The 24,950-nt window shown below is 71.5% G+C and carries 23 protein-coding genes and 2 pseudogenes; 6 read left to right on the top strand and 19 right to left on the bottom strand.

The annotated features are described in order from the left end of the window. Nucleotides 1–3 precede the first annotated feature (3 nt). The 5 genes from AB3K78_RS10450 to groES all read right to left on the bottom strand — a co-directional run bounded on the left by AB3K78_RS10450 (nt 4) and on the right by groES (nt 6,039). Nucleotides 4–1,797 carry an FAD-dependent oxidoreductase gene (locus AB3K78_RS10450; RefSeq protein WP_416443008.1) on the bottom strand — a complete coding sequence of 598 codons (1,794 nt, stop codon included), beginning with the start codon at nt 1,795–1,797 and terminating at the stop codon, nt 4–6. A gap of 29 nt (nt 1,798–1,826) precedes the next feature. Further along, nucleotides 1,827–2,948, bottom strand: a complete 1,122-nt coding sequence (locus AB3K78_RS10455; RefSeq protein ID WP_416443010.1) for a GuaB3 family IMP dehydrogenase-related protein — start codon at nt 2,946–2,948, stop codon at nt 1,827–1,829. Between the two features lie 82 nt (nt 2,949–3,030). Next, complete coding sequence (gene guaB, locus AB3K78_RS10460) at nt 3,031–4,533, bottom strand: IMP dehydrogenase (protein ID WP_416443012.1); 1,503 nt, start codon at nt 4,531–4,533, stop codon at nt 3,031–3,033. Between the two features lie 109 nt (nt 4,534–4,642). After that, the gene (rarD, locus tag AB3K78_RS10465; RefSeq protein WP_416443013.1) at nt 4,643–5,599 is read right to left on the bottom strand and encodes an EamA family transporter RarD; all 957 of its coding nucleotides are present in this window, start codon (nt 5,597–5,599) and stop codon (nt 4,643–4,645) included. 143 nt (nt 5,600–5,742) lie between these two features. Then, nucleotides 5,743–6,039, bottom strand: coding sequence for a co-chaperone GroES (gene groES / locus AB3K78_RS10470; RefSeq protein ID WP_416443015.1), 297 nt, complete (start codon nt 6,037–6,039; stop codon nt 5,743–5,745). Between the two features lie 279 nt (nt 6,040–6,318). On the opposite strand from groES, the gene AB3K78_RS10475 reads away from it, so the two are divergent. The 3 genes from AB3K78_RS10475 to AB3K78_RS10485 all read left to right on the top strand — a co-directional run bounded on the left by AB3K78_RS10475 (nt 6,319) and on the right by AB3K78_RS10485 (nt 8,832). Beyond that, complete coding sequence (locus AB3K78_RS10475; protein ID WP_416443016.1) at nt 6,319–6,867, top strand: DUF4190 domain-containing protein; 549 nt, start codon at nt 6,319–6,321, stop codon at nt 6,865–6,867. A 153-nt stretch (nt 6,868–7,020) separates the two neighbouring features. Next, entirely contained in the window at nt 7,021–7,482 is a 462-nt protein-coding gene (locus AB3K78_RS10480) for a DUF4190 domain-containing protein (protein ID WP_416443017.1), read from the top strand. A gap of 129 nt (nt 7,483–7,611) precedes the next feature. Continuing rightward, the gene (locus AB3K78_RS10485; protein ID WP_416443018.1) at nt 7,612–8,832 is read left to right on the top strand and encodes a THUMP-like domain-containing protein; all 1,221 of its coding nucleotides are present in this window, start codon (nt 7,612–7,614) and stop codon (nt 8,830–8,832) included. Nucleotides 8,833–8,899: 67 nt separating this feature from the next. Here AB3K78_RS10485 and AB3K78_RS10490 read toward each other — a convergent pair whose 3' ends face one another. From AB3K78_RS10490 to glmS, 8 genes and pseudogenes are all read right to left on the bottom strand, one after another. Then, nucleotides 8,900–9,469, bottom strand: a complete 570-nt coding sequence (locus AB3K78_RS10490) for a hypothetical protein (protein WP_416443020.1) — start codon at nt 9,467–9,469, stop codon at nt 8,900–8,902. A 219-nt stretch (nt 9,470–9,688) separates the two neighbouring features. After that, complete coding sequence (tsaD, locus tag AB3K78_RS10495) at nt 9,689–10,822, bottom strand: tRNA (adenosine(37)-N6)-threonylcarbamoyltransferase complex transferase subunit TsaD (RefSeq protein WP_416443022.1); 1,134 nt, start codon at nt 10,820–10,822, stop codon at nt 9,689–9,691. Then, complete coding sequence (gene rimI / locus AB3K78_RS10500) at nt 10,822–11,280, bottom strand: ribosomal protein S18-alanine N-acetyltransferase (RefSeq protein ID WP_416443024.1); 459 nt, start codon at nt 11,278–11,280, stop codon at nt 10,822–10,824. The genes tsaD and rimI overlap by 1 nt, the downstream gene beginning before the upstream one ends. After that, the gene (tsaB, locus tag AB3K78_RS10505) at nt 11,277–11,927 is read right to left on the bottom strand and encodes a tRNA (adenosine(37)-N6)-threonylcarbamoyltransferase complex dimerization subunit type 1 TsaB (protein ID WP_416443026.1); all 651 of its coding nucleotides are present in this window, start codon (nt 11,925–11,927) and stop codon (nt 11,277–11,279) included. The genes rimI and tsaB overlap by 4 nt, the downstream gene beginning before the upstream one ends. 16 nt (nt 11,928–11,943) lie before the next feature. Continuing rightward, nucleotides 11,944–12,381, bottom strand: a pseudogene (tsaE, locus tag AB3K78_RS10510) (tRNA (adenosine(37)-N6)-threonylcarbamoyltransferase complex ATPase subunit type 1 TsaE); the annotation flags it as partial. Nucleotides 12,382–12,437: 56 nt separating this feature from the next. Beyond that, nucleotides 12,438–13,628, bottom strand: a complete 1,191-nt coding sequence (alr, locus tag AB3K78_RS10515) for an alanine racemase (RefSeq protein ID WP_416443028.1) — start codon at nt 13,626–13,628, stop codon at nt 12,438–12,440. Between the two features lie 3 nt (nt 13,629–13,631). Then, nucleotides 13,632–14,039, bottom strand: coding sequence for a holo-ACP synthase (locus AB3K78_RS10520; protein WP_416443030.1), 408 nt, complete (start codon nt 14,037–14,039; stop codon nt 13,632–13,634). Continuing rightward, a complete protein-coding gene (gene glmS, locus AB3K78_RS10525) occupies nt 14,039–15,904 on the bottom strand; it encodes a glutamine--fructose-6-phosphate transaminase (isomerizing) (RefSeq protein WP_416443032.1) in 1,866 nt (621 codons plus the stop codon). Before glmS ends, AB3K78_RS10520 begins: the two co-directional genes overlap by 1 nt. Nucleotides 15,905–15,936: 32 nt before the next feature. Between glmS and coaA the strand changes: the two genes are divergently transcribed. Then, nucleotides 15,937–16,905 (top strand): type I pantothenate kinase, encoded by a 969-nt coding sequence (gene coaA, locus AB3K78_RS10530; protein WP_416443034.1) that lies wholly within the window; start codon nt 15,937–15,939, stop codon nt 16,903–16,905. Nucleotides 16,906–16,996: 91 nt separating this feature from the next. Continuing rightward, complete coding sequence (locus tag AB3K78_RS10535) at nt 16,997–18,190, top strand: coiled-coil domain-containing protein (RefSeq protein WP_416443036.1); 1,194 nt, start codon at nt 16,997–16,999, stop codon at nt 18,188–18,190. A gap of 96 nt (nt 18,191–18,286) precedes the next feature. On the opposite strand, the gene AB3K78_RS10540 is transcribed toward AB3K78_RS10535, so the two are convergent. The 5 genes and pseudogenes from AB3K78_RS10540 to AB3K78_RS10560 form a co-directional block, all read right to left on the bottom strand. After that, nucleotides 18,287–18,733, bottom strand: coding sequence for a DUF3995 domain-containing protein (locus AB3K78_RS10540; RefSeq protein WP_416443038.1), 447 nt, complete (start codon nt 18,731–18,733; stop codon nt 18,287–18,289). A gap of 95 nt (nt 18,734–18,828) precedes the next feature. Further along, nucleotides 18,829–20,177: pseudogene (glmM, locus tag AB3K78_RS10545) on the bottom strand (phosphoglucosamine mutase). 17 nt (nt 20,178–20,194) lie between these two features. Further along, the gene (gene rpsI / locus AB3K78_RS10550) at nt 20,195–20,677 is read right to left on the bottom strand and encodes a 30S ribosomal protein S9 (protein WP_046456214.1); all 483 of its coding nucleotides are present in this window, start codon (nt 20,675–20,677) and stop codon (nt 20,195–20,197) included. A gap of 35 nt (nt 20,678–20,712) precedes the next feature. Continuing rightward, nucleotides 20,713–21,159 carry a 50S ribosomal protein L13 gene (gene rplM / locus AB3K78_RS10555; protein ID WP_046456213.1) on the bottom strand — a complete coding sequence of 149 codons (447 nt, stop codon included), beginning with the start codon at nt 21,157–21,159 and terminating at the stop codon, nt 20,713–20,715. Nucleotides 21,160–21,324: 165 nt separating this feature from the next. Next, nucleotides 21,325–22,158 carry a tRNA pseudouridine synthase A gene (locus tag AB3K78_RS10560; protein WP_416443040.1) on the bottom strand — a complete coding sequence of 278 codons (834 nt, stop codon included), beginning with the start codon at nt 22,156–22,158 and terminating at the stop codon, nt 21,325–21,327. Between the two features lie 156 nt (nt 22,159–22,314). Here AB3K78_RS10560 and AB3K78_RS10565 point away from each other — a divergent pair, with 156 nt between their 5' ends. Next, a complete protein-coding gene (locus AB3K78_RS10565) occupies nt 22,315–24,195 on the top strand; it encodes an acyltransferase family protein (RefSeq protein ID WP_416443042.1) in 1,881 nt (626 codons plus the stop codon). Nucleotides 24,196–24,413: 218 nt separating this feature from the next. On the opposite strand, the gene rplQ is transcribed toward AB3K78_RS10565, so the two are convergent. Continuing rightward, nucleotides 24,414–24,908: a 50S ribosomal protein L17 gene (rplQ, locus tag AB3K78_RS10570; RefSeq protein WP_416443044.1), complete on the bottom strand. Its 495-nt coding sequence runs from the start codon at nt 24,906–24,908 to the stop codon at nt 24,414–24,416. Nucleotides 24,909–24,950: the final 42 nt, after the last annotated feature.

Raw genomic sequence — 24,950 nt, forward strand, 5'->3', positions numbered from 1 at the left:
ATTCTACCGGGCCTCGCCGGGTTCGCCCTGAGCGTCCGACTCGTCGGCGCTGCCCGAGAAGTCGGGGGCTTCGAGCCGGACCCGGTCCGCGGCCTCATCCGTCAGTTCCTGCTGGCTCGCGCGTTCGGCGGCGACGCGTTCGAGGTAGCGTTCGACCTCGCGGCCGGTGCGCGTCGCGTCCCAACCGAGCACCCCGGCCATCAGCTCCGCGGCGACCGGCGCCGCGGAGACGCCGCGGTCCCACGCCTCGATCGAGATCCGGGTGCGCCGGGCGAGCACGTCGTCCAGGTGCAGCGCGCCCTCGTGGCTCGCCGCGTAGACGATCTCGGCGCCGATCACGTCGTCGGCGCCCGGCAGCGCCTCGCCGAGTTCGGGACGCTCGACGACGAGCGCGAGCAGGTCGTCGGTGAGCGCCCCGTAGCGCCGCAACAGGTGCTCCACCCGATCCACGTGCACCCCCGCGACCTTCGCCGATCGCGCTCGACGATTCCACGCGGCACGGTACCCCTCGGCGCCGACGAGCGGCACGTCGTCCGTGATCGAACCCGGGATCCGGCCCTCCATCGCGGCGACCGCCTCGTCGACCGCGTCCTTCGCCATCACCCGGTACGTGGTGAGCTTGCCGCCCGCGACCATCACGAGCCCGGGCACCGCGTGCACCACGAGGTGCTCGCGGGACAGCTTCGAGGTCTCGTCGCTCTCCCCGGCCAGCAGCGGCCGGAGCCCTGCGTAGACGCCCTCGACGTCGTCGCGGGTGAGCGGGGTCTGCAGCACCGTGTTCACGTGCTCCAGCAGGTAGTCGATGTCGGCGGCGGTCGCCGCCGGGTGCGCCTTGTCGAGTTCCCAGTCGGTGTCGGTCGTCCCGACGAGCCAGTGCCGGCCCCACGGGATCACGAAGAGCACGCTCTTCTCCGTGCGCAGCAGCAGCCCGTACTCCGAGCGGAATCGGTCCCGCGGAACCACGAGGTGGATCCCCTTCGAGGCGCGCACCCGGAAGGTGCTCCGCTCCCCCACGAGCGCCTGCGTGTCGTCGGTCCAGACGCCGGTCGCATTGATGACCTGCTTCGCGCGGACCTCGAAGCGCTCGCCGGTCTCGAGATCATGGGCTCGGACCCCGACCACACGCTCGCCGACGCGCAGGAACCCCTCGACGCGCACGCGATTCGCGGCGAGCGCGCCGTAGGCGGCCGCGGTGCGCACGACCGTCGACACGAGTCGCGCATCGTCGACCTGCGCGTCCGAATAGCTGAGCCCGCCCCGGAAGGCCCCGCGCCGCAGACCGGGCGCTTCGCGACCGAGCCGCCGCCGGCTCACATGCCGGTGCCAGGGCACCCCGGGCGGGCGTCCGCCGGTGCGGGCGAACAGGTCGTAGAGGAGCATGCCCGCGCCCACGTAGCAGCGCTCGACCACGGGGACGGTGACGGGATACAGGAACCGCACGGGGTGGACGAGGTGCGGGGCCAGGCGCTGCAGCAGCAGCCCGCGCTCCACGAGGGCCTCTCGCACGAGCGAGAAGTTCATCTGCTCCAGGTAGCGGATACCGCCGTGCACGAGCTTCGAGGATCGGCTCGAGGTGCCCGATGCCCAGTCCCTGGCCTCGAGGATCCCGGTGGAGAGGCCGCGGGTCGCCGCGTCGAGCGCGACGCCCGCGCCGGTGATCCCGCCGCCGATCACGAGCACGTCGAGTTCGGCTCCGGTCTCGCGCATCGCGGCGATCGCCGCGGCGCGGTCACCGGGACCGAGCCTGCCGCGGGTCTCCCCGACCGCAGGCGACTGCGAGTTCTTCCGTACGCTCATGCGCTCCTCCTTCCGAACCCGCGAAGCGCTTATCGCTCGGCGTGCACGATCCCGACGCGCTGGAACTCCTTGACCTCGGAGTATCCGGCTGTGGCCATGGCCCGGCGCAGGGCGCCGATGAGATTGGCGGTGCCGTCGGCCACGTGGGCCGGACCGCTGATGATCTGCTCGAGCGGCGCGACTCCGCCGACCTGGACCCGCGCGCCGCGCGGCAGATCCTCGTGGTGCGCCTCCTGGCCCCAGTGCCAGCCGCCGCCGGGGGCGTCGGTGGCGCGTGCGAGGGCCGCGCCGAGCATCACGGCATCGGCGCCGCAGGCGATCGCCTTGATCAGGTCGCCGGAGGTGCCGAGACCGCCGTCGGCGATCACGTGCACGTAGCGGCCGCCCGACTCGTCGAGGTAGTCGGTTCGGGCCCCGGCGACGTCGGCGATCGCGGTCGCCATGGGTGCGCGGATGCCCAGCGTGGCACGGGTGGTCGAGGAGGCGCCGCCGCCGAAGCCGACGAGCACGCCGGCCGCGCCCGTGCGCATGAGGTGCAGCGCGGACTGGTAGGTCGCGGCGCCGCCGACGATCACCGGGACGTCGAGCTCGTAGATGAACTGCTTGAGGTTCAGCGGTTCGCGGCCCGGGACCGAGACGTGCTCGGCCGAGACGGTGTTGCCGCGGATCACGAAGAGGTCGACGCCCGCGCCGATGACGGTCTCGGAGAACTCGGCGGTGCGGTGCGGCGACAGCGCGCCGGCGACCGTCACCCCGGCCTCGCGGATCTCGCCCAGTCGGGCCGTGATCAGCTCGGGCCGGATCGGGGCAGCGTACAGCTCCCGCATACGGGCGAGGGCGGCGACCGGGTCGGAGATGGTCGCCAGGTCGGCGAGCAGCGGCTCCGGGTTCTCGTACCGGGTCCAGAGGCCCTCGAGGTTCAGCACGCCGAGACCGCCGAGGCGGCCGAGCGCGATCGCCGTCGCGGGCGACATGACCGAGTCCATGGGGGCGCCCAGCACGGGGATCTCGAACTGGAAGGCGTCGATGGTCCACCCGGTCGAGACGAGCTCGGGGTCGCGGGTGCGCCGGGTCGGCACGATCCCGATCTCGTCGAAGGTGTACACGCGACGTGCACGCTTGCCGCGGCCGATCTCGATCTCGTTGCTCACGAAACCAGCCTACCGGCCGGGCGGCGATACGGCGAAGCCCCCGAGCGCACGGGGGCGTCGGGGGCTTCGCCGGGAGAGCGGATCAGCGCCGGTAGTTCGGCGCCTCGACGACCATCTGGATGTCGTGCGGGTGGCTCTCCTTGAGGCCCGCGGAGGTGATGCGCACGAACTCGCCGCGCTCCTTGAGCTCCGCGATCGAGCGAGCGCCCACGTAGAACATCGACTGGCGGAGGCCGCCGATCATCTGGTGCGCGACGGCCCCGACCGGGCCGCGGTAGGGCACCTGGCCCTCGATGCCCTCGGGGATCAGCTTCTCGTCGCTCGGGACGTCCGCCTGGAAGTAGCGGTCCTTCGAGTACGAGGTGCGCTCCCCGCGGGTCTGGAGCGCGCCGAGCGAGCCCATGCCGCGGTAGTTCTTGAACTGCTTGCCGCCCACGAACACGAGGTCGCCGGGGCTCTCGTCGGTGCCGGCCAGGAGCGAGCCCATCATCACCGAGGACGCGCCGGCGACGAGCGCCTTCGCGATGTCGCCCGAGTACTGCAGGCCGCCGTCGGCGATCACGGGGACCCCGGCGGGCGTCGCGGCGCGAGCGGCCTCGTAGACCGCGGTCACCTGCGGCACGCCGACACCGGCGATCACGCGGGTGGTGCAGATGGAGCCCGGCCCGACGCCGACCTTCACCGCGTCCGCGCCGGCCTCGACGAGCGCCCTGGCGCCGTTGTAGGTCGCGACGTTGCCGCCGATCACATCGATGTGCGCGAACGCGGGATCGGCCTTGATCTTGGCGATGATGTCGAGCACGCCCTTGCTGTCGCCGTTGGCGGTGTCGACGACGAGCACGTCGACGCCGGCCTCGAGCAGCGAGGTCGCGCGCTTCCAGGCATCGCCGAAGAAGCCGACCGCGGCACCGACGCGCAGACGGCCCGCATCGTCCTTGGTGGCGTTCGGGTACTGCTCTTCCTTGTCGAAGTCCTTCACCGTGATGAGACCGGTGAGGCGACCCGAGCCGTCGACGAGCGGCAGCTTCTCGATCTTGTGCTGGCGGAAGATCTCGGCGGCATCGGCCCGGCTGATGCCGGTCCGACCGGTGATCAGCGGCATCTTGGTCATCGCGTCGCCGACGCGCACCCGCGAGCGCTCGCCCGGATCGATGAACCGCATGTCGCGGTTGGTGATGATGCCGAGCAGGATGCCCTGCTTGTCGACGACGGGCAGGCCGCTCACGCGGTATTCGCCGCAGAGCGCGTCGACCTCGGCCACGGTCGCGTCGACCGAGGTCGTGACCGGGTTCGTGATCATGCCGGCTTCGCTGCGCTTCACGCGGTCGACCATCTCGGCCTGGTCCTGGATGGACAGGTTGCGGTGGAGGATTCCGAGGCCGCCGTTGCGGGCCATCGCGACCGCCATGCGCGTCTCGGTCACGGTGTCCATGGCCGCCGAGATGAGCGGGATCCCGAGCTCGATCCGGCGCGTGAGCCGGGTCGAGGTGTCGGCCTCGCTGGGGATGACGTCGGTGTGCGCCGGAAGCAGCAGCACATCGTCGTAGGTCAGACCGGTGAACGCGAAGGGATCGCGCTGTTCCATGGAGCCTCTTTCCGGGTCGGGATCGTTGCGAGGAGAACGGCGCATCCGCTGCCGTTGCACCATTCTAAACGCTGGACCCCCGCCGCTTCTTCCCTCGGGTCGCGAACGGCTATCCGCCGAGGGCGATCGGGCCGGTCCGCGGCTCGGCCGACGCCCGGGCTCCGGGGGCCCGGCGCAGGGTCGCGACCATGTCGACGACGAGGAACACGAGCGCGATCCAGACCCCGATGAAGCCGATCCAGCGCGCCGCCGACATCTCCTCGTGCATGACAAAGTAGCCGAACAGGAAGCCGATCACCGGGGTCATGAACTGCAGGAAGCCGATGTAGGTGAGCGGGAGCCGCTGCGCGGCCTCGCCGAACAGGATCAGCGGGACCGCGGTGACGAGCCCACTGAGCAGCACGAACACCGTCACGAGCGGACCGTGCGAGAACGCCCCGAGCCCCGCGGGGAGCGCGGCGAGGATCGCGAGCTGGACGAGCCCGACCGGGACCGAGACGATCGTCTCGACGGTGAGGCCGGTCACGCCGTCGACCGAGTCGATGCGCTGGTGCACGACGCCGTAGAGGCCGAAGGAGACGGCGAGGCCGATCGCGATCCAGGGGAACTGGCCGTAGGCGACCGTGGAGATCAGCACGCCGAGACCGGCGATCGAGACCGCGATCCACTGCAGACGCGACAGTTTCTCGCGCCAGAAGATCACGCCGAACAGGATCGTGAAGAGCGGGTTGATGAAGTAGCCGAGGGCCGTTTCGAGCACGTGCCCCGAGATGACGCCGATCACGAAGAGCTGCCAGTTCGCGTAGAGCAGCAGCGAGGCGAGCGCCAGTGCGCCGAGCTTCTTCGGAGAGCGGAGGATCTCAGCGACGGATCCCCAGCGGCGGGTCAGCGTCACGATGAGCGCGCAGATGATGAGCGTCGTGATCACTCGCCAGGGCACGACCTCGAGGGGGTTCACCGCGGCGATCAGGGTGAAGAACAACGGGAACGCGCCCCACATGAGGTAGGCGCCGAACCCGAAGGCCAGGCCGGATCTGAACCGCGTCGTCTCTCCGTTACCGCTCACCGATCCAGTCTAGTGAGCGACGCCGCACCGGTCGATGGCGCGGGACGGACGCCGCCGGGATGGTTGCACCCGGAGACGGGAACGGGCCCCGGAGGCGATGCCTCCGGGGCCCGTGTTCGCGCGGCGGGAACGCCGCGGAGCGCTTAGCGGGTGACGACCGCGAGGACGTCGCGAGCCGAGAGCACGAGGTAGTCGTCGCCGCCGACCTTGACCTCGGTGCCGCCGAACTTCGAGTAGATCACCACGTCGCCGACCGAGATGTCGAGCGGGACGCGAGCGCCGCTGTCGGAGACGCGGCCGGGGCCCACTGCCACGACCTCGCCCTCCTGGGGCTTCTCCTTAGCGCTGTCGGGGATGACGAGGCCCGAAGCGGTGGTCTGCTCGGCCTCGACCTGCTTGATGACGATTCGATCCTCGAGCGGCTTGATGGCAACCGACACGATTGACCCCTTTTCTGACGTGAACTGAAGATTGTGCGAACGCCCGGAGGAAACCGGACGTCGTGTGAAGTCTAGGGTCTGGATTGGCACTCCTGCAAGGCGAGTGCCAGCGAAAGCGCAGGTGATCGCGGCAGGCGAACGCGCACGATCCGTCGGCTGCGCGTCGGGAGCGAATCCGCTCGTGCGCGCGATGGCTCACGACGCGGCATGCGAGGATGTTCGACAACGGCCGGGAACCTCCCGGCATCCGCCGCCGACGGCCCGAGGAAGAAGTACGAGATGTCGTTCCCCACCGACCCCACCCAGCCCCCGCAGCAGCCCGAACCCCCGCAGCAGCCCGAGCAGCCGACCGCGCCCGAGCCGCCGGCTCAGCCCGAGGCTCCGCAGTTCGCCGCTCCGCAGGCACCGCAGGCCGCTCCGCAGCCCGCCGGCGCACCGCAGCCCTACGGCGCTCCCCAGCCCTATGCCGCACCGCAGCAGCCCTACGGCGCATCCCAGCCCTACGCTGCGCAGCAGGCCCCGTACGGTGCGCCCCAGCCCGGCGCCGTCCCGCAGTACGCGGCGTACCCCGCTCCCCCGGCGACCAACACGATGGCGATCATCGCGTTCATCGCCTCGTTCTTCATCCCGCTGCTCGGCATCATCCTCGGGCACATCAGCCTGAGCCAGATCAAGCGCACGGGCGAGAACGGGCGGGGCCTCGCGCTCGCAGGAACGATCATCGGATACGTGTGGACCGCGTTCATCGTGCTCTGGATCGGCTTCATCATCGTGATCTCCGTGATCGGCGCGGCGACGTCCAGCGGATACTCCTACTCGAGCTACTGAGCCGCACCCGCGCGCTCGACCCGAGGAGGCCCCGGACCCGCGTCCGGGGCCTCCCGGCGTTTCCGCGGACGCCTGCCGACCCGGGAAAACCGCCATGTCGTATGGTGGAAGCGCAGCAGGTACCGGCTGCCCGAACGAGATCCGGAGCTCAGCATGTCGAACGCAACCCCGCAGGAGCCGCAGCACACCGGCGCCCAGCCCACCGTGCCCCAGCCGACCGCATCGCAGCAGCAGTTCACTGCTCCGCAGGCACCCGGAGCGCAGCCCTCCCCCGCGGCGCAGCAGTACCCCGCGGTTCCGCCGCAGCCGGCCCCGGCCTACAGCACCGCGCCGCGCAAGCCGGAAGCCACCACGATGGGCCTCACCAACACCTATGCGGTCCTCGCCATCATCTTCGCCTTCATCGCGCCGCTGGCCGGCATCATCTTCGGGCACCTCTCGCTCGGCCAGATCAAGCGCACGGGCGACGCGGGTCGCGGCATCGCCCTCACCGGCCTCATCGTCAGCTACGCCTACTTCGTGGCGATCGCGCTCTTCTTCATCTTCTACATCGGCTTCATCGTCGTGCTGATCGGCACCGCCGGCACGGCGTTCTCGCACTCGAGCGTCTACTGATCCATGGCGAACCCTCGCAGACGACCCCGGGGCGATGCCCCGGGGTCGTCCGTTTCACGGCCCTCGGTCTTCCGCGCTTCGGCGCCTCGCCCGCCCGGAGCACACGGACGGACCGCGGCGGCGGGGTCCGTGCTGCCGGGCTGGGATGAGCTCGCGACGCCCGCCGGGCTCGAACTGCTCGAGCGAGTCGGCGCGTCCGCAGCCTCCGGGCTCGACGCCGCCGCGATCGGTCGCGGGCTGCGCGCTGAGGGGATCGATCCCGGCCTGATCGCGGCGTCGCTCACCCAGCACGACCTCCGCACCCGCGCCGCTTCCAAGTTCGGGGCGCGCCGCGCCGCGCGCATGCTCTTCACCCCGGCGGGCCTCGAGCAGGCGTCCCGCTTCGCGGTCGCCGCACGCCATGCGGCACGGTTCCGCGCGGCGGGTGCGGCACGGGTCGCGGACCTCGGCTGCGGGATCGGCACCGAATCGATCGCCGTGCTCGAGGCGGGGCTGGCTCCGCGCGCGGTCGAGCTGGATCCGCTGACCGCGGCGTTCGCCGCTCACAACCTGACGGTCTCCGGCGCAGGCCCGGACGACCTCGTGCGCGTCGGCGACGCCGAGGCGCTGGGAACGGCCGACGCCGATGCGGCGTTCCTGGACCCCGCTCGCCGCACCGCCGGCCACCGCGATACCCGGCGGCTCGCGGGGCCCGACGACTACGCGCCCTCGCTCGGCTTCGCCTTCGGCCTCGCCGAACGCATGCCGACCGGCGTCAAGCTCGGTCCCGGCTTCGATCGGGAGCTCATCCCGGCCGATGCCGAGGCCCAGTGGGTCTCCGTCGGCGGCCAGCTCGTCGAGATGGGTCTGTGGTTCGGCGCCGCCGCTCGACCCGGTATCCGTCGCTCGGCGCTCGTGCTGCGCGCATCAGAGAACACGGATCCGGAGCCCGTCGCCCACGAGCTCTCGGCCGACGCCGACGCCGACGACGCCGAGGTGCGTCAGCTCGGCGGGTTCCTCTACGAGCCCGATGGGGCGGTGATCCGAGCGCGGCTCATCGGCCTGCTCGCGGAGCGGATCGGGGGCGGCATGCTGAGCGACGGCATCGCCTATCTCACCGGCGACACGCACGTTCCGACGCCGTTCGCCGCCGCATTCCGCGTGCTCGAGACGCTCCCAGTCAAGGAAGCGGAGCTGCGCCGCGCGCTCGCGGAACGCTCGATCGGCACCCTCGAGATCAAGAAGCGCGGGATCGACGTCGACCCCGCTGCGCTGCGCACGCGCCTCCGGCTCCGCGGTTCCGAGCGGGCGACCCTCGTGCTCACGCGCGTGGCGGGCAAGCACACCGCGCTGCTCGTCGAACGCTGCTGACCCGGTCGCGAACGCGGGAGGTCCGGGTCCGCGCGGACCCGGGCCTCCCGCGTTCGCGGAACGTGGACTACGGGGTGGTCGTGATGTCGACGCTCGAGCAGTCGATGGTCTGTCCGGCGATCTCGACCGTGGCCGCGCCGTTGGCGCACTGTTCGGCCGCGTTGCCGACCGCGCCGAGCGCGAGCAGCGCCACGATGACGACGATCACGCCGGCGATGAGGCCGAGGATTCCGACGATGAGACCGGTGAGGCTGAAGCCCTTGGGCTGCTTCTTCACCATCGCGATGATGCTGAGCACGATACCGACGAACGCGAGCGGGATGCCGACGAACGGGACGAAGCACAGCACGAGGCCGACGATCGAGAGCACCATGCCGGTGATCGCGAGGCCCTTCTTCGGTGCGGCATCGGCCGCGTAGGGCTGCGACGCGCCGTAGCTCGGTGCGGCCGGGGCCGCGGGCGGCACCGATGCCGCAGCCGGCGGGACCGGAGCTGCGGGAGCTGCGGGCGGTACCGGAGGCGCGACCGGGACTTCGGGTTCCGCGGGCGGGACCGACGCGGCGGATGCCGGGGTCTCGGGCGCCGGCTGGGCCGGGTCGTTCGGCTGAGCCGGATCGTTCGGCAGGTTGTCGGGCATGATGCTCCTTGCAGGCTCGGATCGATCGGACGGCGTTTCGAGTGGGCTCCCCTGCCGCCGGGCCGGAAGGCTCCTGCGCCGTTGGGACCACGATACCGCTTGGTCCGACGCTCCGGACAAGAAAGTTGCCGCTCCTGCAGCGAATCTCCGCGCTCACGGGACCCGATCGATCCGTCTGCATCGCGCCAGGGCGGATCCACCGCGCGAGCGGCGAACCGCTCAGTTGAAGGATCGGCCGGCGGCGGCCACCTGCACCTCGGTGACGGGAAGGGTCGAGTCGGCCCCGAACTCGAGGGTTGAGGGCGCATGCCCCGCAGCGACCAACTGGGCTCCGAGCGAGGCGATCATGGCGCCGTTGTCCGTGCAGAGCGAGAGCGGCGGCACGCGAAGGGTCACGCCGGCGGCTTCCGCACGCTCCGCGGCGAGCGCGCGGACCCGGGCGTTCGCCGCGACGCCGCCGCCGAGCAGCAGGCGGGGCACGCCGAGGTCGCGACACGCTGCGATGGCCTTCGCGGTGAGCACATCGGCGACGGCCTCGCGGAAGCTCGCCGCCACGTCGGCGACCGGCACCTCGTCGCCGGCGTCGCGCGTGCGCTCCACCCAGCGCGCGACCGAGGTCTTGAGCCCCGAGAAGGAGAAGTCGTATCGGTGGCGCTCGAGGTCCGCGGGCTTGGTCAGCCCGCGCGGGAACCGGACCGCATTCGGATCGCCCGCGGCGGCCACTCGGTCGATGTGCGGTCCGCCCGGGTAGGGCAGGCCGAGCAGTCGGGCGACCTTGTCGAAGGCTTCGCCCGCGGCGTCGTCGATGGTCTCGCCCAGCAGTTCGACCTCGCCGACGAGATCCCGGACCAGCAGGAGCGACGTGTGTCCGCCGGACACCAGCAGCGCGACGGTCGGCAGCTCGAGAGCTCCGATCTCCCCGCCGCCCACGGGGCGCAGCCCGTCGCCCTGCAGCAGGTCGGCGCCGACGTGTCCGACGAGATGGTTCACGGCGTAGAGGGGCTTGTCGAGGGCGAGAGCGAGGGACTTCGCCGCGGCGACCCCGACCATGAGCGCGCCGGCGAGGCCGGGGCCGCTCGTCACCGCGACGGCGTCGAGCTCGTCGAGCGAGATCCCGGCCTCCGCGACCGCGCGCTCGATGGTCGGGCCGATCGCCTCGACGTGGGCGCGCGCGGCGACCTCGGGCACGACACCGCCGAATCTCGCGTGCTCGTCCATGGAGGAGGCCACCGCGTTGGCGAGCAGCGTGCGCCCGCGGACGATCCCCACCCCGGTCTCATCACAGCTCGTCTCGATGCCGAGCACCAGGGGTTCGGGTCCCCCTGCGGCCGTTCCCATTCCTTCGGCGCCCATCAGCGCGCTCCTTCGCTCAGTTCCAGCCGCATGACGATCGCGTCGACGCCCTCGGGCTGGTAGTACTTCGGCCGGACCCCGATCTCGACGAATCCGAGATCGGCGTAGAGGCGCTGCGCGACCGCGTTGTCCGCGCGCACCTCGAGGAACACTTCGCGCACCCGGCGACGCACCGCCTCCGCGAGCAGCTCGCGCATGAGCGCTCGGCCGTGGCCTCCGCCGCGCGCCTCGGGGACCACGGCGATGGTCTGCACGTCGCCCTCCGACCCGACCGTCAGGAGCCCCGCGTAGCCGTGGATCCCCCCGGTCTCCGGGTCAACGAGGGCGACGTAGTGGCGATGGTCGGCCGTCAACTCCTCGCGCATCATCTCGCGACTCCAGGCCTCCCCCGCGAAGACATCGCTCTCGATGCGCCAGATGGCATCGAGATCGGCCTCGGTGGCCGGACGCAGGATCATGCGGAGACCCGCTTCTGGGCTCCCGGCTGCTTGATGTCCGGCTCGCGCAGGTAGAGGGGGCGCTCGGACTCGAAGGGACGTCCCGCGGCGAGCCGCAGGGCGGCCAGGCGGATCAGCGCGGATCCGGGAATCCGCTCGGGCCAGACCTCGTGGGCCGCCTCGACGTACTCCGCGCGGGCGACGAGGTGCGGGTCCTCGGAGCGCACCGGCAGTTCGGCCCAGTCGAGCCCCGAGTACTCCGTCACGAACAGCTCACGACGCCGCGCATCCTGCACCACCCGGACTCCCGCGGCCGCGCCGCGGGAGAGCACCTCGAACGCGACGGCCTCGTGCCCGTGCATCGGCAGCAGCGGGATGCCGCGGCCGACCGCGAACGCTCGCGCGGCCGCGATCCCGACGCGCAGCCCCGTGAACGGCCCGGGCCCGATGCCGCAGACGACGCCCGCGATGCGCGCGGGATCGACCCCGCTCTCGTCGAGCACCCGCTCGAGCAGCGGCCCGACGAGCTCGGCGTGTCGCATGGGGTCGTCGCTCGCCGCCTCGAATACGCGGTCGCCGGTTCCCAGCGCGATGCTCGTACCGAGCGACGTATCGATCGCGAGCAGCGCCCGCCCGTCTCGTTCGGGAATCCCGAGTGCGCCGTTCACCAGGCCCCTCCGTCTGCCAGCGCGGTCCGACCGCGGTGATGGTCACGATCCGGGGCTCCACGAGGGCCTCGGACCAGTCGGGGTCGTCGGCGTCGTCGCCGGCGCGTCCCTCGGGGCGCTCGATCACGACGTCCAGCCAGGAGTCGCGTTCGGCGTGCAGGCCCGCGCCCCACTCCGCGACGACGACCGAGCGCTCGAAATCGAGGTCGAGGTCGTCAAGTTCCTCGGCGTCCGCCAAGCGGTAGGCATCGACGTGCACGAGCGGCGGGCCGTCGGCGAGCGACGGGTGCGTACGCGCGAGCACGAACGTCGGGCTCGTCACCGGCCCGCGCACGCCGAGCCCCTCGCCGATCCCACGGGTCAGCGTCGTCTTGCCGGCGCCGAGCGGCCCCGTGAGGATCAGCAGATCGCCCGCGCGCAGCCGCCCTCCCAGACGCACGCCCAGCGCGTGCATCGCCTCGGGATCGGTGATCTCGAAGCGGCGCGACGCCGCTTCGAGGTTCCCGGCGTTCACGCGCCGCCCCGCTCGGGGCCGGCTGCCGCCGCCTCGTCCGCGTCCGGGGCCTCGGCGAGCGGATCCTCGACCGGGAGCCGGAGCACGCGGGGACCGATGCCGACGATGATCTCGTAGTTGATGGTGCGCATGAGCCCGGCCCAGATCTCGACCGGCGGTGCCCCGCGCTCGGGGTCGCCGAACAGCACCACGGGCTCGCCGAGTTCGAGGCGTCCCGCGAGCGGGCCGACGTCGACGATGAACTGGTCCATGCCGATGCGCCCGACGATCGGACGGTGCTCGCCGGCGACCGTCACCCAGGCCCCCGAGCCGTTCAGTGCCCGGGGCATGCCGTCCGCGTACCCCATCGGCACGAGCGCGAGGGTCGTCGCCGTCTCGCACACGTGGTTGTAGCCGTAGGAGACGCCCGTTCCCGCCGGCACTCCGCGCAGCGCGACGATCTCGGACTTCAGCGTCATCGCCGGAACGAGCCCGAGCTGGGCGGAGGTCTTGTCGGCGAGCGGGCTCAGTCCGTAGGCGGCGACGCCGATCCGCACCGTGTCGTAGTGCAGGTGCGGCGAGGTCAGCGTGGCCGCGCTCGCGGCGAGGTGCCGCATCTCGGGTTCGATCCCGTGCGCGGCGAGGAGCGCGATCGCCTCGTCGAAGTTCGCGGCCTGCGCTCGGTCCGCCTCGGCGCCGGCGTTCGCGAGGTGGCTGAAGATTCCCCGCACCCGGATCGTGCCCGCGGCGGTCAGTTCGGCGGCGCGGGCGAACACCAGGTCCCAGTCGCTCGGCTGGATCCCGTTGCGGCTCAGTCCGGTGTCGACCTTCAGCTGCACCGTCGCGCGGCGTCCCGCGGCGCGCGCGGCCTCGGCGATGGCGTCGAGCTGGGCCAGATTGTTCACGCCGAGCTCGATGCGCTGTTCGATGGCCGCGCCGAAATCGGTGCGCGGACCGTGCAACCAGCAGAGGAGCGGAACCTCGACGCCGGCCTCCCGCAGGCGCAGCGATTCCTCCAGATCGGCGGTCGCGAGCATGGTCGCCCCGCCGTCCATGGCCGCCTGCGCGATGATCGCGGCGCCGTGGCCGTAGCCGTCGGCCTTCACGACGACGATCACCTGGCCGCCGCTGAACTCCTTGATGCGCCGCACGTTGTGCCGCACCGCCGGCAGGGAGATCTCGGCGACCCGCATTCCGCCTGTTCTCATCGCTTACGCTCCGTCCTGCTCGGATTCTGCTTCGAGGCTATCGCCCGGCGCCGGGACGACGCCGGTCTCGAGCACCACGAACGCGGTGGCCATCCCGCCGTCGTGCGTCATCGAGACGTGGGGCATGCTCGCGCCGCGCTCGCCGAGCACCCGGACCAGCGCGGCCGTGGGGAGGAACGCGGGGACGCGATCCTCGCCGCGCACGAGCGCGAGATCCTGCCAGCTGAGCCCGGCATCGCCCCCGAGGGCCTTGATCAGCGCCTCCTTGGCCGCGAACCGCGCGGCCAAGGAGTGGAGCCGCAGCGAGCGCTCCGACTCGGTGAAGAGCCGCTCCAACAAGCGCGGAGTGCGCTCGATCTGCCGCTCGAAACGACCGATATCGACCGTGTCGACGCCGATCCCGATGATCACTACTCGACCGTCACCGACTTCGCGAGGTTGCGCGGCTGGTCGACGTCGAGGCCCTTGGCCGTCGAGAGCTCGAGTGCGAACCACTGCAGCGGGATGACCTGCAGGAGCGGCTCGAAGAGGGTGTCGGTGAGCGGGATCCGGATCACGTCGTCGGCGTAGGGCAGCACCGAGGTGTCGCCCTTCTCGACGATCGCGATGACACGGGCGCCGCGCGCCCGGATCTCCTGGATGTTCGAGACCACCTTCGAGTGCATGACCGGGGCCGTGCGCGGGCTCGGCACGAGCACGAACACCGGCTGGCCGTGATCGATGAGGGCGATCGGACCGTGCTTGAGCTCGCCTGCGGCGAAGCCCTCGGCGTGGATGTACGCGATCTCCTTGAGCTTGAGCGCGCCCTCGAGGGCCGTCGGGTACCCGACGTGGCGCCCGAGGAACAGCACCGAGCGGGTGTCCGCCATCCAGTGCGCGAGCTGCGCGATCTGCTCGTGGGTCTCGACGGCCTCCGCGACCTGCGCCGGCAGCGCCGCGAGCGCGGCGACCGCGCTCGCCTGCGCGTCGGCGGCGAGCGTTCCGCGCACGCGGCCGAGGTGCAGGCCGATGAGGTACAGCGCCGTGATCTGCGCGACGAAGGCCTTGGTCGACGCGACCGCGACCTCGGGGCCCGCGTGGGTGTAGACCGCCGCGTCGGACTCCCGGGGGATGGTGGCGCTCTGCGTGTTGCAGACGGAGACGGTGGTGACGCCCCGCTCGATGGCGTACTTGACGGCCATGAGGGTGTCCATGGTCTCGCCGGACTGGCTCACGGAGATGAGCAGCGTGCCGTCGGTGAGGATCGGGTCCCGGTAGCGGAACTCGTGGCTGAGCTGCACCTCGACGGGAATCCGCGCCCACTGCTCGATCGCATAGGCGCCGATCATGCCCGCGTAGGAGGCGGTGCCGCACGCGATGATGATGATGCGGTCGATCCCGCGCAGCCGGTCGTCGCCGAGCTCCGAGAGCTCGGGGATCTCGACGGCGCCGTCGACCACGCGCCCGCGGATCGTGTTGCCGACCGCGTCGGGCTGCTCGGTGATCTCCTTCGCCATGAAGGACGACCAGCCGCCCTTGTCGGCGGCCTCCGCGTCCCAGGCGACCTCGTACTCCTCGAACTCGACGGGTGCCCCCGAGAAATCGGTGATGCGCACCTCCTCGGGAGTGATGATCGCGATGTTGTCCTCGTCGACCGCGACCGCGCGCCGGGTCGAGCTGACGAAGGCGGCGACGTCGGAGCCGAGGAAGTTCTCGCCGTCGCCCAGGCCGACGACCAGCGGAGAGTTGTGGCGCGCGGACACGACGACGCCCGGCTGGTCCTGGTGCATCGCGAGCAGGGTGAACGTGCCGTGCAGACGGCCGACCACCGCGCGGAACGCGGTCTCGAGATCCGCGTCGCCGGCCTCGCGGCCCTTCGCGATCTCATGCCCGAGCAGGGCTGCGACGACCTCGGTGTCGGTCTCGCTGAGCAGCTCGACGCCCGCGGCGTCGAGCTCGGCGCGGAGTTCGGCGAAGTTCTCGATGATCCCGTTGTGGATCAGGGCGAGCTTGCCGCCGTCGCCCAGGTGCGGGTGCGCGTTCACGTCGGTCGGGCCGCCGTGGGTGGCCCACCGGGTGTGCCCGATGCCGGTGCCGGCCGCCGCCAGCGGATCGAGCTCGAGCAGTTCCTCGAGTCGCGCGAGCTTGCCCGAGCGTTTGCGCACCGCGACCGCGCCCTCCGCGTCGACGACGGCGACTCCCGCCGAGTCGTATCCGCGATATTCGAGACGGCGCAGGCCGTTCAGCAGCACCTCAACGGTGTCGTTGGGGCCGACATATCCGACGATTCCACACATGCGCATCAGTTTAGTGGCACCATGAGTGAACGATGACCGAGTTCAGCACCGACACCCAGGCCCTGATCCGTCCCGACTTCTCCTCCCCGTTCATCGAGATCGGTCGAGAAGAGTGGGCGCGCCTCGCCGGCGAGACCCCCATGCCACTCACCGAAGCGGAGATCGAGGCGTTCCGCGGCCTCGGGGAACTGCTCGACCTCCGTGAGGTCTCCGAGGTCTACCGGCCCCTCAGCAGACTCCTCAACGAGTACGCGCAGGGCGTGCGCGAGGTGCACCGGCGCACGCGCGGCTTCCTCCACCGCGAGCAGGATCGCCCCTCCCCCTTCGTGCTGGGCATCGCGGGCTCGGTGGCCGTCGGCAAGTCGACCGTGGCGAGGATCCTGCGCGACCTCCTGGCGCGCTGGCCCGAGACCCCGCAGGTGCAGCTCGTCACGACCGACGGGTTCCTCTACCCGAACGCGGAGCTAGAGCGCCGCGGCATCTCGCACCGCAAGGGGTTCCCGGAGTCCTACGATCGCCGGGCGCTGATGCGGTTCGTCTCGCAGGTGAAGGCGGGCATGCCCGAGGTGCGGGTTCCCCACTACAGCCACCTGATCTACGACATCGTCCCCGACGAGTACACGATCGTGCGCAACCCCGACATCCTCATCGTGGAGGGGCTCAACGTGCTGCAGCCCCCGTCGAACGAGCGCCCGCTCGCGGTCTCCGATCTCTTCGACTTCTCGATCTACGTGGATGCGCGCACCTCCGACATCGAACGCTGGTACCAGGACCGCTTCCTGAAGCTCAAGGACGGCGCCTTCGCCGATCCGAGCTCCTACTTCCGCCGCTTCGCCGGGCTCGACGAGGAGCAGGCCCGCGCGCTCGCGCACGAGTTCTGGAAGGGGATCAACGAGCCCAACCTGGTCGAGAACATCCGGCCGACGCGCGCTCGCGCCTCCCTCGTCCTGCGCAAGGAGGCCGACCACCGCGTCCAGAAGGTGCTGCTCCGCAAGCTCTGAGACCGGCGGCGAGGCGCTCCGCCGCGCCGAGATCCGCCCCGCCGGGCGCGCGGCCAGGAACCCTTGCGGCGCGTGATCTACACTTCCGGGCATGACTGCTCTCCGGCGTTCCCGTCGTGCCGCGGTCGCGACCCTGGCCGCGGCCCTCGTCCTCGCGGGAGCCCTCCCCGCGGTCGCGAACCCCGGCGACGAGACCGCCGACGGCTATCCCACCTGGGACGAGGTCAACGCCGCTCGCGCCTCGCAGAGCGCGAAGCAGGCGGAGTACGCGAAGCTGCAGCAGGCCCTGCAGCGCGCCCAGTCGGGCGCGGCGACCACCTCGGCGAAGGCGGTGGTCGCGTTCCGCAGCGCGCAGCGCGCGGATCAGGCGCTCGCCGATGCGACCGCGCGCGAGAAGCAGATCCAGAGCCGGCTCGAGGCCGATCGGACCCGACTGCAGAGCGACAGCGAGAGCCTCGGCCGCGTGGTCTCCTGGATGTACCGCGACGGCACCGGCCTGGCGAGCACCAGCCAGCTGATCACCGCCAAGGATCCCGCGGAGTTCATGGCGAAGCTCGACACCGCGCAGCAGGTGGCCGGCACGTGGAACACCCTCTCCGAGCGCGCCGCGGCCGCGGTCAACACCGAGCAGAACCTGAAGGATCAGGCGACGGCGGCCAAGCGGGAGCGCGCGCGGCTCGCGGCGGAGGCCGATCGCGCCTCGTCCGAGGCCGCCGCCGCTCAGGAGCGCGCCGATGCCGCCGTCAGCACGGCCAGCCGCAATACGAGCACCGTATACGCGCAGCTCGCCTCGCTGCGCGGCACGACGGCGAAGGTCGAGGAGCGCTACCAGCTCGGACTCCAGGTCGCGGAGCAGCAGCGCGAGGAGGAGGCGCGGCGCCAGCAGGAGGCCCAGAACGGCGGAGGCGATGCGGGCAACGGCGGTGGCGGTGGCGGTGGCGGCAGCGTCAACATCGGCGGCGGAGTCGCCGTCGATCCCGCAGGAGCGCAGGCCTACGCGCGATCCGTGCTGCCCTCGTACGGCTGGGGCGGCGAGCAGTTCTCCTGCCTGGTCTCGCTCTGGAACGGCGAATCCGATTGGCGAGCGGACGCCCTGAACCCGTCGAGCGGCGCCTACGGGATCCCCCAGGCGCTCCCCGCCGAGAAGATGGCGGCCGCCGGTGCCGACTGGCGCACCAATGGCGCCACCCAGGTCAACTGGGGCCTCGCCTACATCTCGGCGAGCTACGGCAGCCCGTGCAACGCCTGGAACACCTGGCAGTCGCGGAACCCGCACTGGTACTGAGCGGGACTCCCCTCGCCGCTCGGGGCGCGAGACGAGGGTCAGCCCCGTGCGGAGGACCGGGGCTGGGAATCTCCCGGGCCCCGCATCCGTCGCGGTTCAGCCGTTCGCGGCGCCCCGGCGCCGACGCGCCCCGATGATCATCGCGGCGCCGAGCACTCCGCACAGCGGGCGGTAGAAGCGCCGATCCAGCTCACGGAAGCGCCTGCCTGCGGGCGGCAGCCCCAGCACCGCGAGCGCCGCATCGCCACCGAACGCGGCCCGCGCCAGCAGCAGGGCGCCGCCCGTGCGCCGCACTGCGACGGCGACCCCGTTCTCTCCCAGCGCGCCGCCGGCGATCGCGCCCCCGACGAGCGCAGTCGCACCGACGGCCGCGGTGGCGGTCGGCTCGGGCAGCGCCGCGGCGTTGCCGACCACCGACTCGGCGAGGCGCTTGCGGTTCTTCGCGGGCCAGGACGAGCCGGAGGCCCAGGCGAGGTGGAGGGCGCCGACCGCGGTCAGCCCCGTCCATGCGATGAATCGTGCGAATCCCCGGAGAGCGCTCATGCCATCACCCTATCCCCTGTCCGGAAACGCAGGAGGGCCCGGCGTATGCCGGGCCCTCCTGTCGGGGTGATGCACGCGCATCGGATCGGACTCGATCAGACCGCGAGACGCTCCTTCACGACCGCCGCGAGATCGTCGGCGAGCTGCTGCGCCTGATCCACGTGCTCGGCCTCGACCATCACGCGCACCACGGGCTCGGTGCCCGAGGGACGGAGCAGCACGCGGCCCTTGGCGCCCAGCACCATCTCCGCCTGGCGAACGGCCTGCTCGAGCACGGCGTCGCCGTGCACGCCCGTGCGGTCGACGCCGCGCACGTTGACGAGCACCTGGGGGTACACGGTCATGCACTTCGCCAGCTCGGAGAGCGGTTTCCCAGTGCGGGCGATCTCGGCCGCGATGTGCAGGCCGGTGAGGATCCCGTCGCCGGTCGTCGCGTGCTCGCTCATGATCACATGCCCGGACTGCTCGCCTCCCAGCGAATAGCCGTGCGCGTTGATCGCCTCGAGCACGTAGCGGTCGCCGACCCCCGTCTCGATCACGTCGATGCCGTTGTCGGACATCGCGAGCTTGAGCCCCAGGTTCGACATGACGGTCGCGACGAGCGTGTTCTGCTCGAGCTTGCCCCGTCCCGCCATCGAGAGCGCGAGGATCGCCATGATCCGATCGCCGTCGACGACCGCGCCGTCGGCGTCGACCGCGAGGCAGCGGTCGGCGTCGCCGTCGTGGGCGATGCCGAGGTCGGCGCCCGTGGAGCGCACCGTCTCGACGAGCTGTTCGAGGTGGGTCGAGCCGATCCCGTCGTTGATGTTGAACCCGTCGGGATCGTTGCCGATCACCGTGACCTTCGCGCCGGCATCCGAGAAGACCTCGGGCGAGATCCCGGCCGCGGCACCGTGCGCGCAGTCCAGCACCACGTGCAGGCCGTCGAGGCGGACGCCCTCGAGCGTCCCGAGCAGATGGACCACGTAGCGGTCCTCCGCATCGGCGAAGCGGCGGATGCGTCCGACCTCACGACCGGTCGTGCCGGCGTGGGGCCGCTGCATCGCCGCCTCGATCTCGTCCTCGATCTCGTCGGCGAGCTTGCGCCCGCCCGCGGCGAAGAACTTGATCCCGTTGTCGGGCGCCGGGTTGTGCGAGGCCGAGACCATGACGCCGAAGTCGGCGCCGGTGTCGGCCACGAGGTATGCCGCGGCGGGGGTCGGGATGACCCCCGCGTCGAGCACGTCGACACCGGCCGACGCGAGGCCGGCGGCGACGGCCGCCGCGATGAACTCCCCGGAGACCCGGGGTCTCGCGCCACGATGGCCGTGGCGCGACGGCTCTCGGTGCGCGCATCGCGCCCGAGAACAAAGGCTGCAGACTGAGCGAGGCCCAGGGCCAGCTCGGCGGTCACATCGACCCCGGCCAGACCCCGGACCCCGTCCGTGCCAAACAGGCGACCCATTGCTGGACCTTCGGCGATTAACGCTTCGAGTACTGGGGAGCCTTGCGGGCCTTCTTGAGACCGGCCTTCTTGCGCTCCTTGATTCGGGCGTCGCGGCTCAGGAAGCCGGCCTTCTTCAGGGTCGGGCGGTTGTGCTCGGCGTCGATCTCGTTGAGCGCGCGAGCGATCGCGAGGCGGAGAGCCCCGGCCTGGCCCGAGGGGCCGCCGCCGACAATGCGGGCGATCACGTCGTACGAGCCGTTCAGCTCGAGCGCGGTGAACGGGTCGGTGATCAGCTGCTGGTGCAGCTTGTTCGGGAAGTACTCGGCGAGGTCGCGACCGTTGACGGTCATCGTGCCGGTGCCGGGAACGAGGCGCACGCGGGCGATGGCCTGCTTGCGGCGGCCGACTGCTGCACCGGGAACGGTGAGCGCGGGACGCGGGGTGGAGGCGACGGCCTGCGAGGCCGGCGTCTCGGTGGTGTAGCTCTCGGGGGCCACGGTCTGCTCTGCAGTGGTCACAGTGTGATGTCCTTCTCTAAAACTCTGGTCCGCGACTACTGCGCGACCTGGCCGATGGTGTAGGCGGTCGGCTGCTGGGCCGCGTGCGGGTGCTCGGCACCTGCGTAGACCTTCAGCTTGCGGAACTGGTCGCGGCCGAGCGAGTTCTTCGGGAGCATGCCGCGGATCGCCTTCTCGACGGCGCGCTCCGGGTTCTTCTCGAGGAGCTCGGTGTAGCTGACCGAACGGAGGCCGCCCGGGTAGCCCGAGTGGCGGTAGGCGCGCTTCTGAGCGGCCTTGTTCGCGGTCAGGACGACCTTGTCGGCGTTGATGATGATCACGTGATCGCCCATGTCCATGTGGGGGGCGAAGGTGGTCTTGTGCTTGCCGCGGAGCAGAGCTGCGGCGTGCGAGGCGAGGCGGCCGAGGACCACGTCGGTGGCGTCGATGACGAGCCAGTCGTGCTTCTGCTCAGCTGCCTTCGGCGAGTAAGTGCGAGTCACTGTCGTGCTGCTTTCTGTCGAAATGGAGGTGTTCGTGGATCCCGCTCCGGGCGGTTCGCGGCGGACCGCGAGCCGCGATTGGAGGGCTCACATTCGGGCGCGCACTGCAGGCAGCGCGCACCAAGGGTCTACTTTAGCACAGGCGCCCGCTTCGAGCGCCGCGGCTCAGTCGAGGGCGTCGCGCTTCGCACGCGTCTGCTCAGCGCGATCCGCGAGCCGGCCGGCTTCGGGGTACACGATCTCCTCGAGCGAGAGCCCGTGCGCGGGCATCACCGTGAACCGGCTCGACCGCGCCCTCGCATCCCGCAGACGCACGAGCTCGGCGAGATCCAGACGCCCGTGCCCGACCGCCACGACCGCGCCGACGAGGGCGCGCACCATCGAATGGCAGAATGCGTCGGCCTCGATCCGCGCCGCATAGGCGCCGTCCTCCGTCTCGCGCCACTCGAACACGAGCAGGTCCCGCACCGCGGTCGCCCCCTCGCGCGCCTTGCAGAACGTCGTGAAGTCGTTCAGCCCGAGCAGCTCGTCGGCGGCGACCTGCATCGCCGCGAGGTCCAGCTCCCTGGGGATCTCGGCCGTGTACCGCGCGCTGAGCGGATCGCGCCTGGCGTTCGTTCCCCGCACCCGGTATTCGTACCGACGGCGCAGCGCCGAGAACCGCGCGTCGAACCCGACGGGCGCCTCCGTCACCGAGTGCACGACGAGATCCGGAGCGTTCCGACGCAGCACGCCGTTGACCTTGCGCGTGCGCAGGCGGGAGTCGGCGCCCCATTTCGCAGCGCCGGCATCGTCGACGTCCAGATGGGCCACCTGCCCGCGCGCGTGCACGCCCGCATCGGTGCGGCCCCCGACCGTGAGCCGCACCGCGGCGGGATCGACGTGCAGCAGCACCGCGATCGCGGACTCCAGCTCGGACTGCGCCGTACGCAGGCCAGGCTGGGTCGCCCAGCCGTGGAAGTCGGTGCCGTCGTAGGCGAGGTCGAGACGCAAGCGCATGATCCGATCCTGCCAGACGCACCCTCGCACCGGCCCCGCCGGGGCGATCCGCGCCCGGCCCGGGCACACCCGCGAACGCTCGGCTGGGAGAGCCCTCGCGTAGACTGGAGCGCGACTTCGTCGGGCGGCACCGGTTCGCCCGGCCCCTCGGTATCGATGACTGCACCGCCCACTGCCTCCCCGTCCGCGCGCTCCGGCGCGCGACTCGGCGCTCCCCGTTCCAGCGGCTGGTTCGGCGGGCTCGACGGGCTCCGAGCAGTCGCCGTCGCCCTGGTCGTCGTCTACCACCTCTTCCCCGGCGCGCTGCCCGGCGGCTTCATCGGCGTCGACGTCTTCTTCGCGATCAGCGGCTTCCTCATCACCTCGCTCCTGCTGCGCGAGGCAGATCGCAGCGGCACGATCCGGCTCGGGCGGTTCTGGCGCAGGCGGGCGCGGCGCCTGCTGCCGGCGCTCGGCGCGACGCTGCTCGTCTGCACGACCGCGGCGCTCGCGGTCGGACGGGACGCGCTCGTGGGCATCGGCGGGCAGCTCCTGGGAGCCGCGTTCTTCGTCAGCAACTGGGTGTACACCGCCACCGGGGTCGACTACTTCGCCAAGGATGCCCCCGAGCTCTTCCGCAACACCTGGTCCCTCTCGATCGAGGAGCAGTTCTACGTCGCCCTCCCGCTCCTGCTCCTCCTCCTGCTCCGCCGGGCCAAGCGCAGCACAGCGTGCGCACTGCTGTTCGCGCTCGGAATCGCGTCCGCGATCTGGATGGCCGTCCTCGCGTTCTCCGGGGCTCCGCCGACCCGGGTCTACTTCGGGTCCGATACCCACGTCTTCGGCCTGCTGCTCGGAGCCGCACTCGCGCTGCGCCTGTACCGCGACGAGCGGCTCGGTGGCGCTCCGGTCATCATCGAGCGGCAGGCCCAGATCCGGCTGCTCGCGATCTCGGTCGGCGGCCTCGCGGTACTCCTCTGGCTCGCCTGCGTGCTGCGCGAGGGGTCGGTCGAGAGCTTCGCGGGCGGGATCCAGCTGGCCACGGTCGCTGCCCTCGCGGTCGTCGCCGCGGTCACCCGTCCGGGAGCCTGGCTCGGCCGCGCACTCGACGTCGCACCGCTGCGCTGGGTCGGCGCGCGCTCATACGGCATCTACCTCTGGCACTGGCCCGTCTGGGTGCTGGGCGCCGAGCTGATGGGCCCGGAGGGACGCACGGGTGCCGGATCCTGGGTGCTCGGGCTCGGAGCCCTGCTGATCACCGTCGCCTGCGCGGCGCTCTCCTACCGCTATCTGGAGCTGCCCGTGCGTGCCCTCGGCCTGCGCCGCTCGGTCGGGCTGCTGATCCGCCCGGCCCAGGGCACCCTGCGGCGCCGGCGGATCGCCTCGGCCGTCCTCGTGCTGCTGTTCCTGACCCTGCCCGCTGTAACGATCGCGGTCGCCACAGCGCCGAGCCGCAGCAGTTCCGCCGAGGCCATCCTGCGCGGGCAGGAGGCGCTGCGGAAGAAGAAGCCGGCTCCCCCGCCCGCTGCGGCAGCATCCACGCAACCGGTCGGCGGCGACATCACCGCGGTCGGCGATTCGGTCATGCTCGCCAGCTCGCCCGAGCTCGCGGCCCGGTTCCCGGGGATCTCGATCGACGCCGAGGTGTCGCGAGGTCTCGGGGCCGGTCTCGGCATCGTCGAGGACCTCGCAGGGCGCGGGGAGCTGCGGCGCGTCCTCGTCGTCGGTCTCGGCACCAACGGGCCGGTGCTGGACGACGACCTCGCGCGGTTGCGGTCCGTCGCCGGCACCCGCCAGCTCGTGCTCGTCAACGCGCATGCCGACCGGGACTGGATCCCCGGCGTGAACGCCGATCTGCAGAAGTTCGCCGCGCAGCACCGCGGCGTCGTCGTCGCCGACTGGAACTCGGCGATCACGCCCCGGCCGGAGCTGCTGGCCGGCGACGGCATCCACCCGGAGCCCGAGGGCGGCTCCCGATACGCGGACTCCGTCGCGAAGGCCATCGCCGCGCTGCAGCAGCCCGACGAGGCCGTCGGCTTCGGGGCGCCTCGACGCTAGCAGCTCCTTGCGGGGCTGTCGTCGGTCTGCCGGTGGCCGGTTCTCCGCCAGACTGATTTCGAGACTCAGACTGAGATTTGCACCGGATATCTCAGTCTGAGGCTCAAAATCAGTGCGACTGCGGATCGCGGGCGGTGAGGGACCCCGGCGGCACCCCGGAAACGCGGAAGCGCCCCGCCGTGCGAACACGGCGGGGCGCTTCCGAAGAGCAGAGGACCTTACTCGGCCTTCTCCTCCGCAGCCTCGGCGGCGGGGGCCTCGGCGGCCTCGGCCTCAACGGCCTCGGTCTCGGCGACCTCGGCAGCGGGCTCCTCGACCTTGGCAGCCTTCTTGGCGGCCTTCGGCTTCGGGTTCACGGGCTCGAGCACGAGCTCGATCACTGCGAGGGGAGCGTTGTCGCCCTTGCGGAATCCGGTCTTGATGATGCGGGTGTAGCCACCCTCACGGTTCTCGACCTGCGGCGCGATCTCGGTGAAGAGCTCGTGCACGACGGACTTGTCGAGGATCTGACGCATCACGCGACGGCGGGCGTGCAGGTCGCCGCGCTTCGCGAAGGTGATGAGACGCTCGGCGACGGGCTGAACGCGCTTCGCCTTGGTCTCGGTCGTCTGGATCCGCTTGTGCTCGAAGAGCTGCGAAGCGAGCTGGTTGAGCAGCAGGCGCTCGTGGGCGGGGCCGCCGCCGAGGCGCGCACCCTTGTTGGGCTTGGGCATTGTTTACTCCAGTGGAAAATGAACGGTCGGGCGAACGCCGGC

This window comes from Leucobacter sp. HNU, assembly GCF_047946755.1.
GTDB lineage: Bacteria > Actinomycetota > Actinomycetes > Actinomycetales > Microbacteriaceae > Leucobacter.

Excerpts from the sequence above, each read along its gene's own strand:
- AB3K78_RS10450 (WP_416443008.1), bottom strand. The coding sequence starts at position 1,797 with ATGAGCGTACGGAAGAACTCGCAGTCGCCTGCGGTCGGGGAGACCCGC.
- AB3K78_RS10540 (WP_416443038.1), bottom strand. The coding sequence starts at position 18,733 with ATGAGCGCTCTCCGGGGATTCGCACGATTCATCGCATGGACGGGGCTG.
- guaB (WP_416443012.1), bottom strand. The coding sequence starts at position 4,533 with ATGGAACAGCGCGATCCCTTCGCGTTCACCGGTCTGACCTACGACGAT.
- rplQ (WP_416443044.1), bottom strand. The coding sequence starts at position 24,908 with ATGCCCAAGCCCAACAAGGGTGCGCGCCTCGGCGGCGGCCCCGCCCAC.
- AB3K78_RS10490 (WP_416443020.1), bottom strand. The coding sequence starts at position 9,469 with ATGCCCGACAACCTGCCGAACGATCCGGCTCAGCCGAACGACCCGGCC.
- AB3K78_RS10475 (WP_416443016.1), top strand. The coding sequence starts at position 6,319 with ATGTCGTTCCCCACCGACCCCACCCAGCCCCCGCAGCAGCCCGAACCC.
- AB3K78_RS10565 (WP_416443042.1), top strand. The coding sequence starts at position 22,315 with ATGACTGCACCGCCCACTGCCTCCCCGTCCGCGCGCTCCGGCGCGCGA.
- rimI (WP_416443024.1), bottom strand. The coding sequence starts at position 11,280 with ATGATCCTGCGTCCGGCCACCGAGGCCGATCTCGATGCCATCTGGCGC.
- coaA (WP_416443034.1), top strand. The coding sequence starts at position 15,937 with ATGACCGAGTTCAGCACCGACACCCAGGCCCTGATCCGTCCCGACTTC.
- AB3K78_RS10560 (WP_416443040.1), bottom strand. The coding sequence starts at position 22,158 with ATGCGCTTGCGTCTCGACCTCGCCTACGACGGCACCGACTTCCACGGC.
- alr (WP_416443028.1), bottom strand. The coding sequence starts at position 13,628 with ATGAGAACAGGCGGAATGCGGGTCGCCGAGATCTCCCTGCCGGCGGTG.
- AB3K78_RS10480 (WP_416443017.1), top strand. The coding sequence starts at position 7,021 with ATGTCGAACGCAACCCCGCAGGAGCCGCAGCACACCGGCGCCCAGCCC.
- glmS (WP_416443032.1), bottom strand. The coding sequence starts at position 15,904 with ATGTGTGGAATCGTCGGATATGTCGGCCCCAACGACACCGTTGAGGTG.
- tsaD (WP_416443022.1), bottom strand. The coding sequence starts at position 10,822 with ATGGGCGCCGAAGGAATGGGAACGGCCGCAGGGGGACCCGAACCCCTG.
- AB3K78_RS10535 (WP_416443036.1), top strand. The coding sequence starts at position 16,997 with ATGACTGCTCTCCGGCGTTCCCGTCGTGCCGCGGTCGCGACCCTGGCC.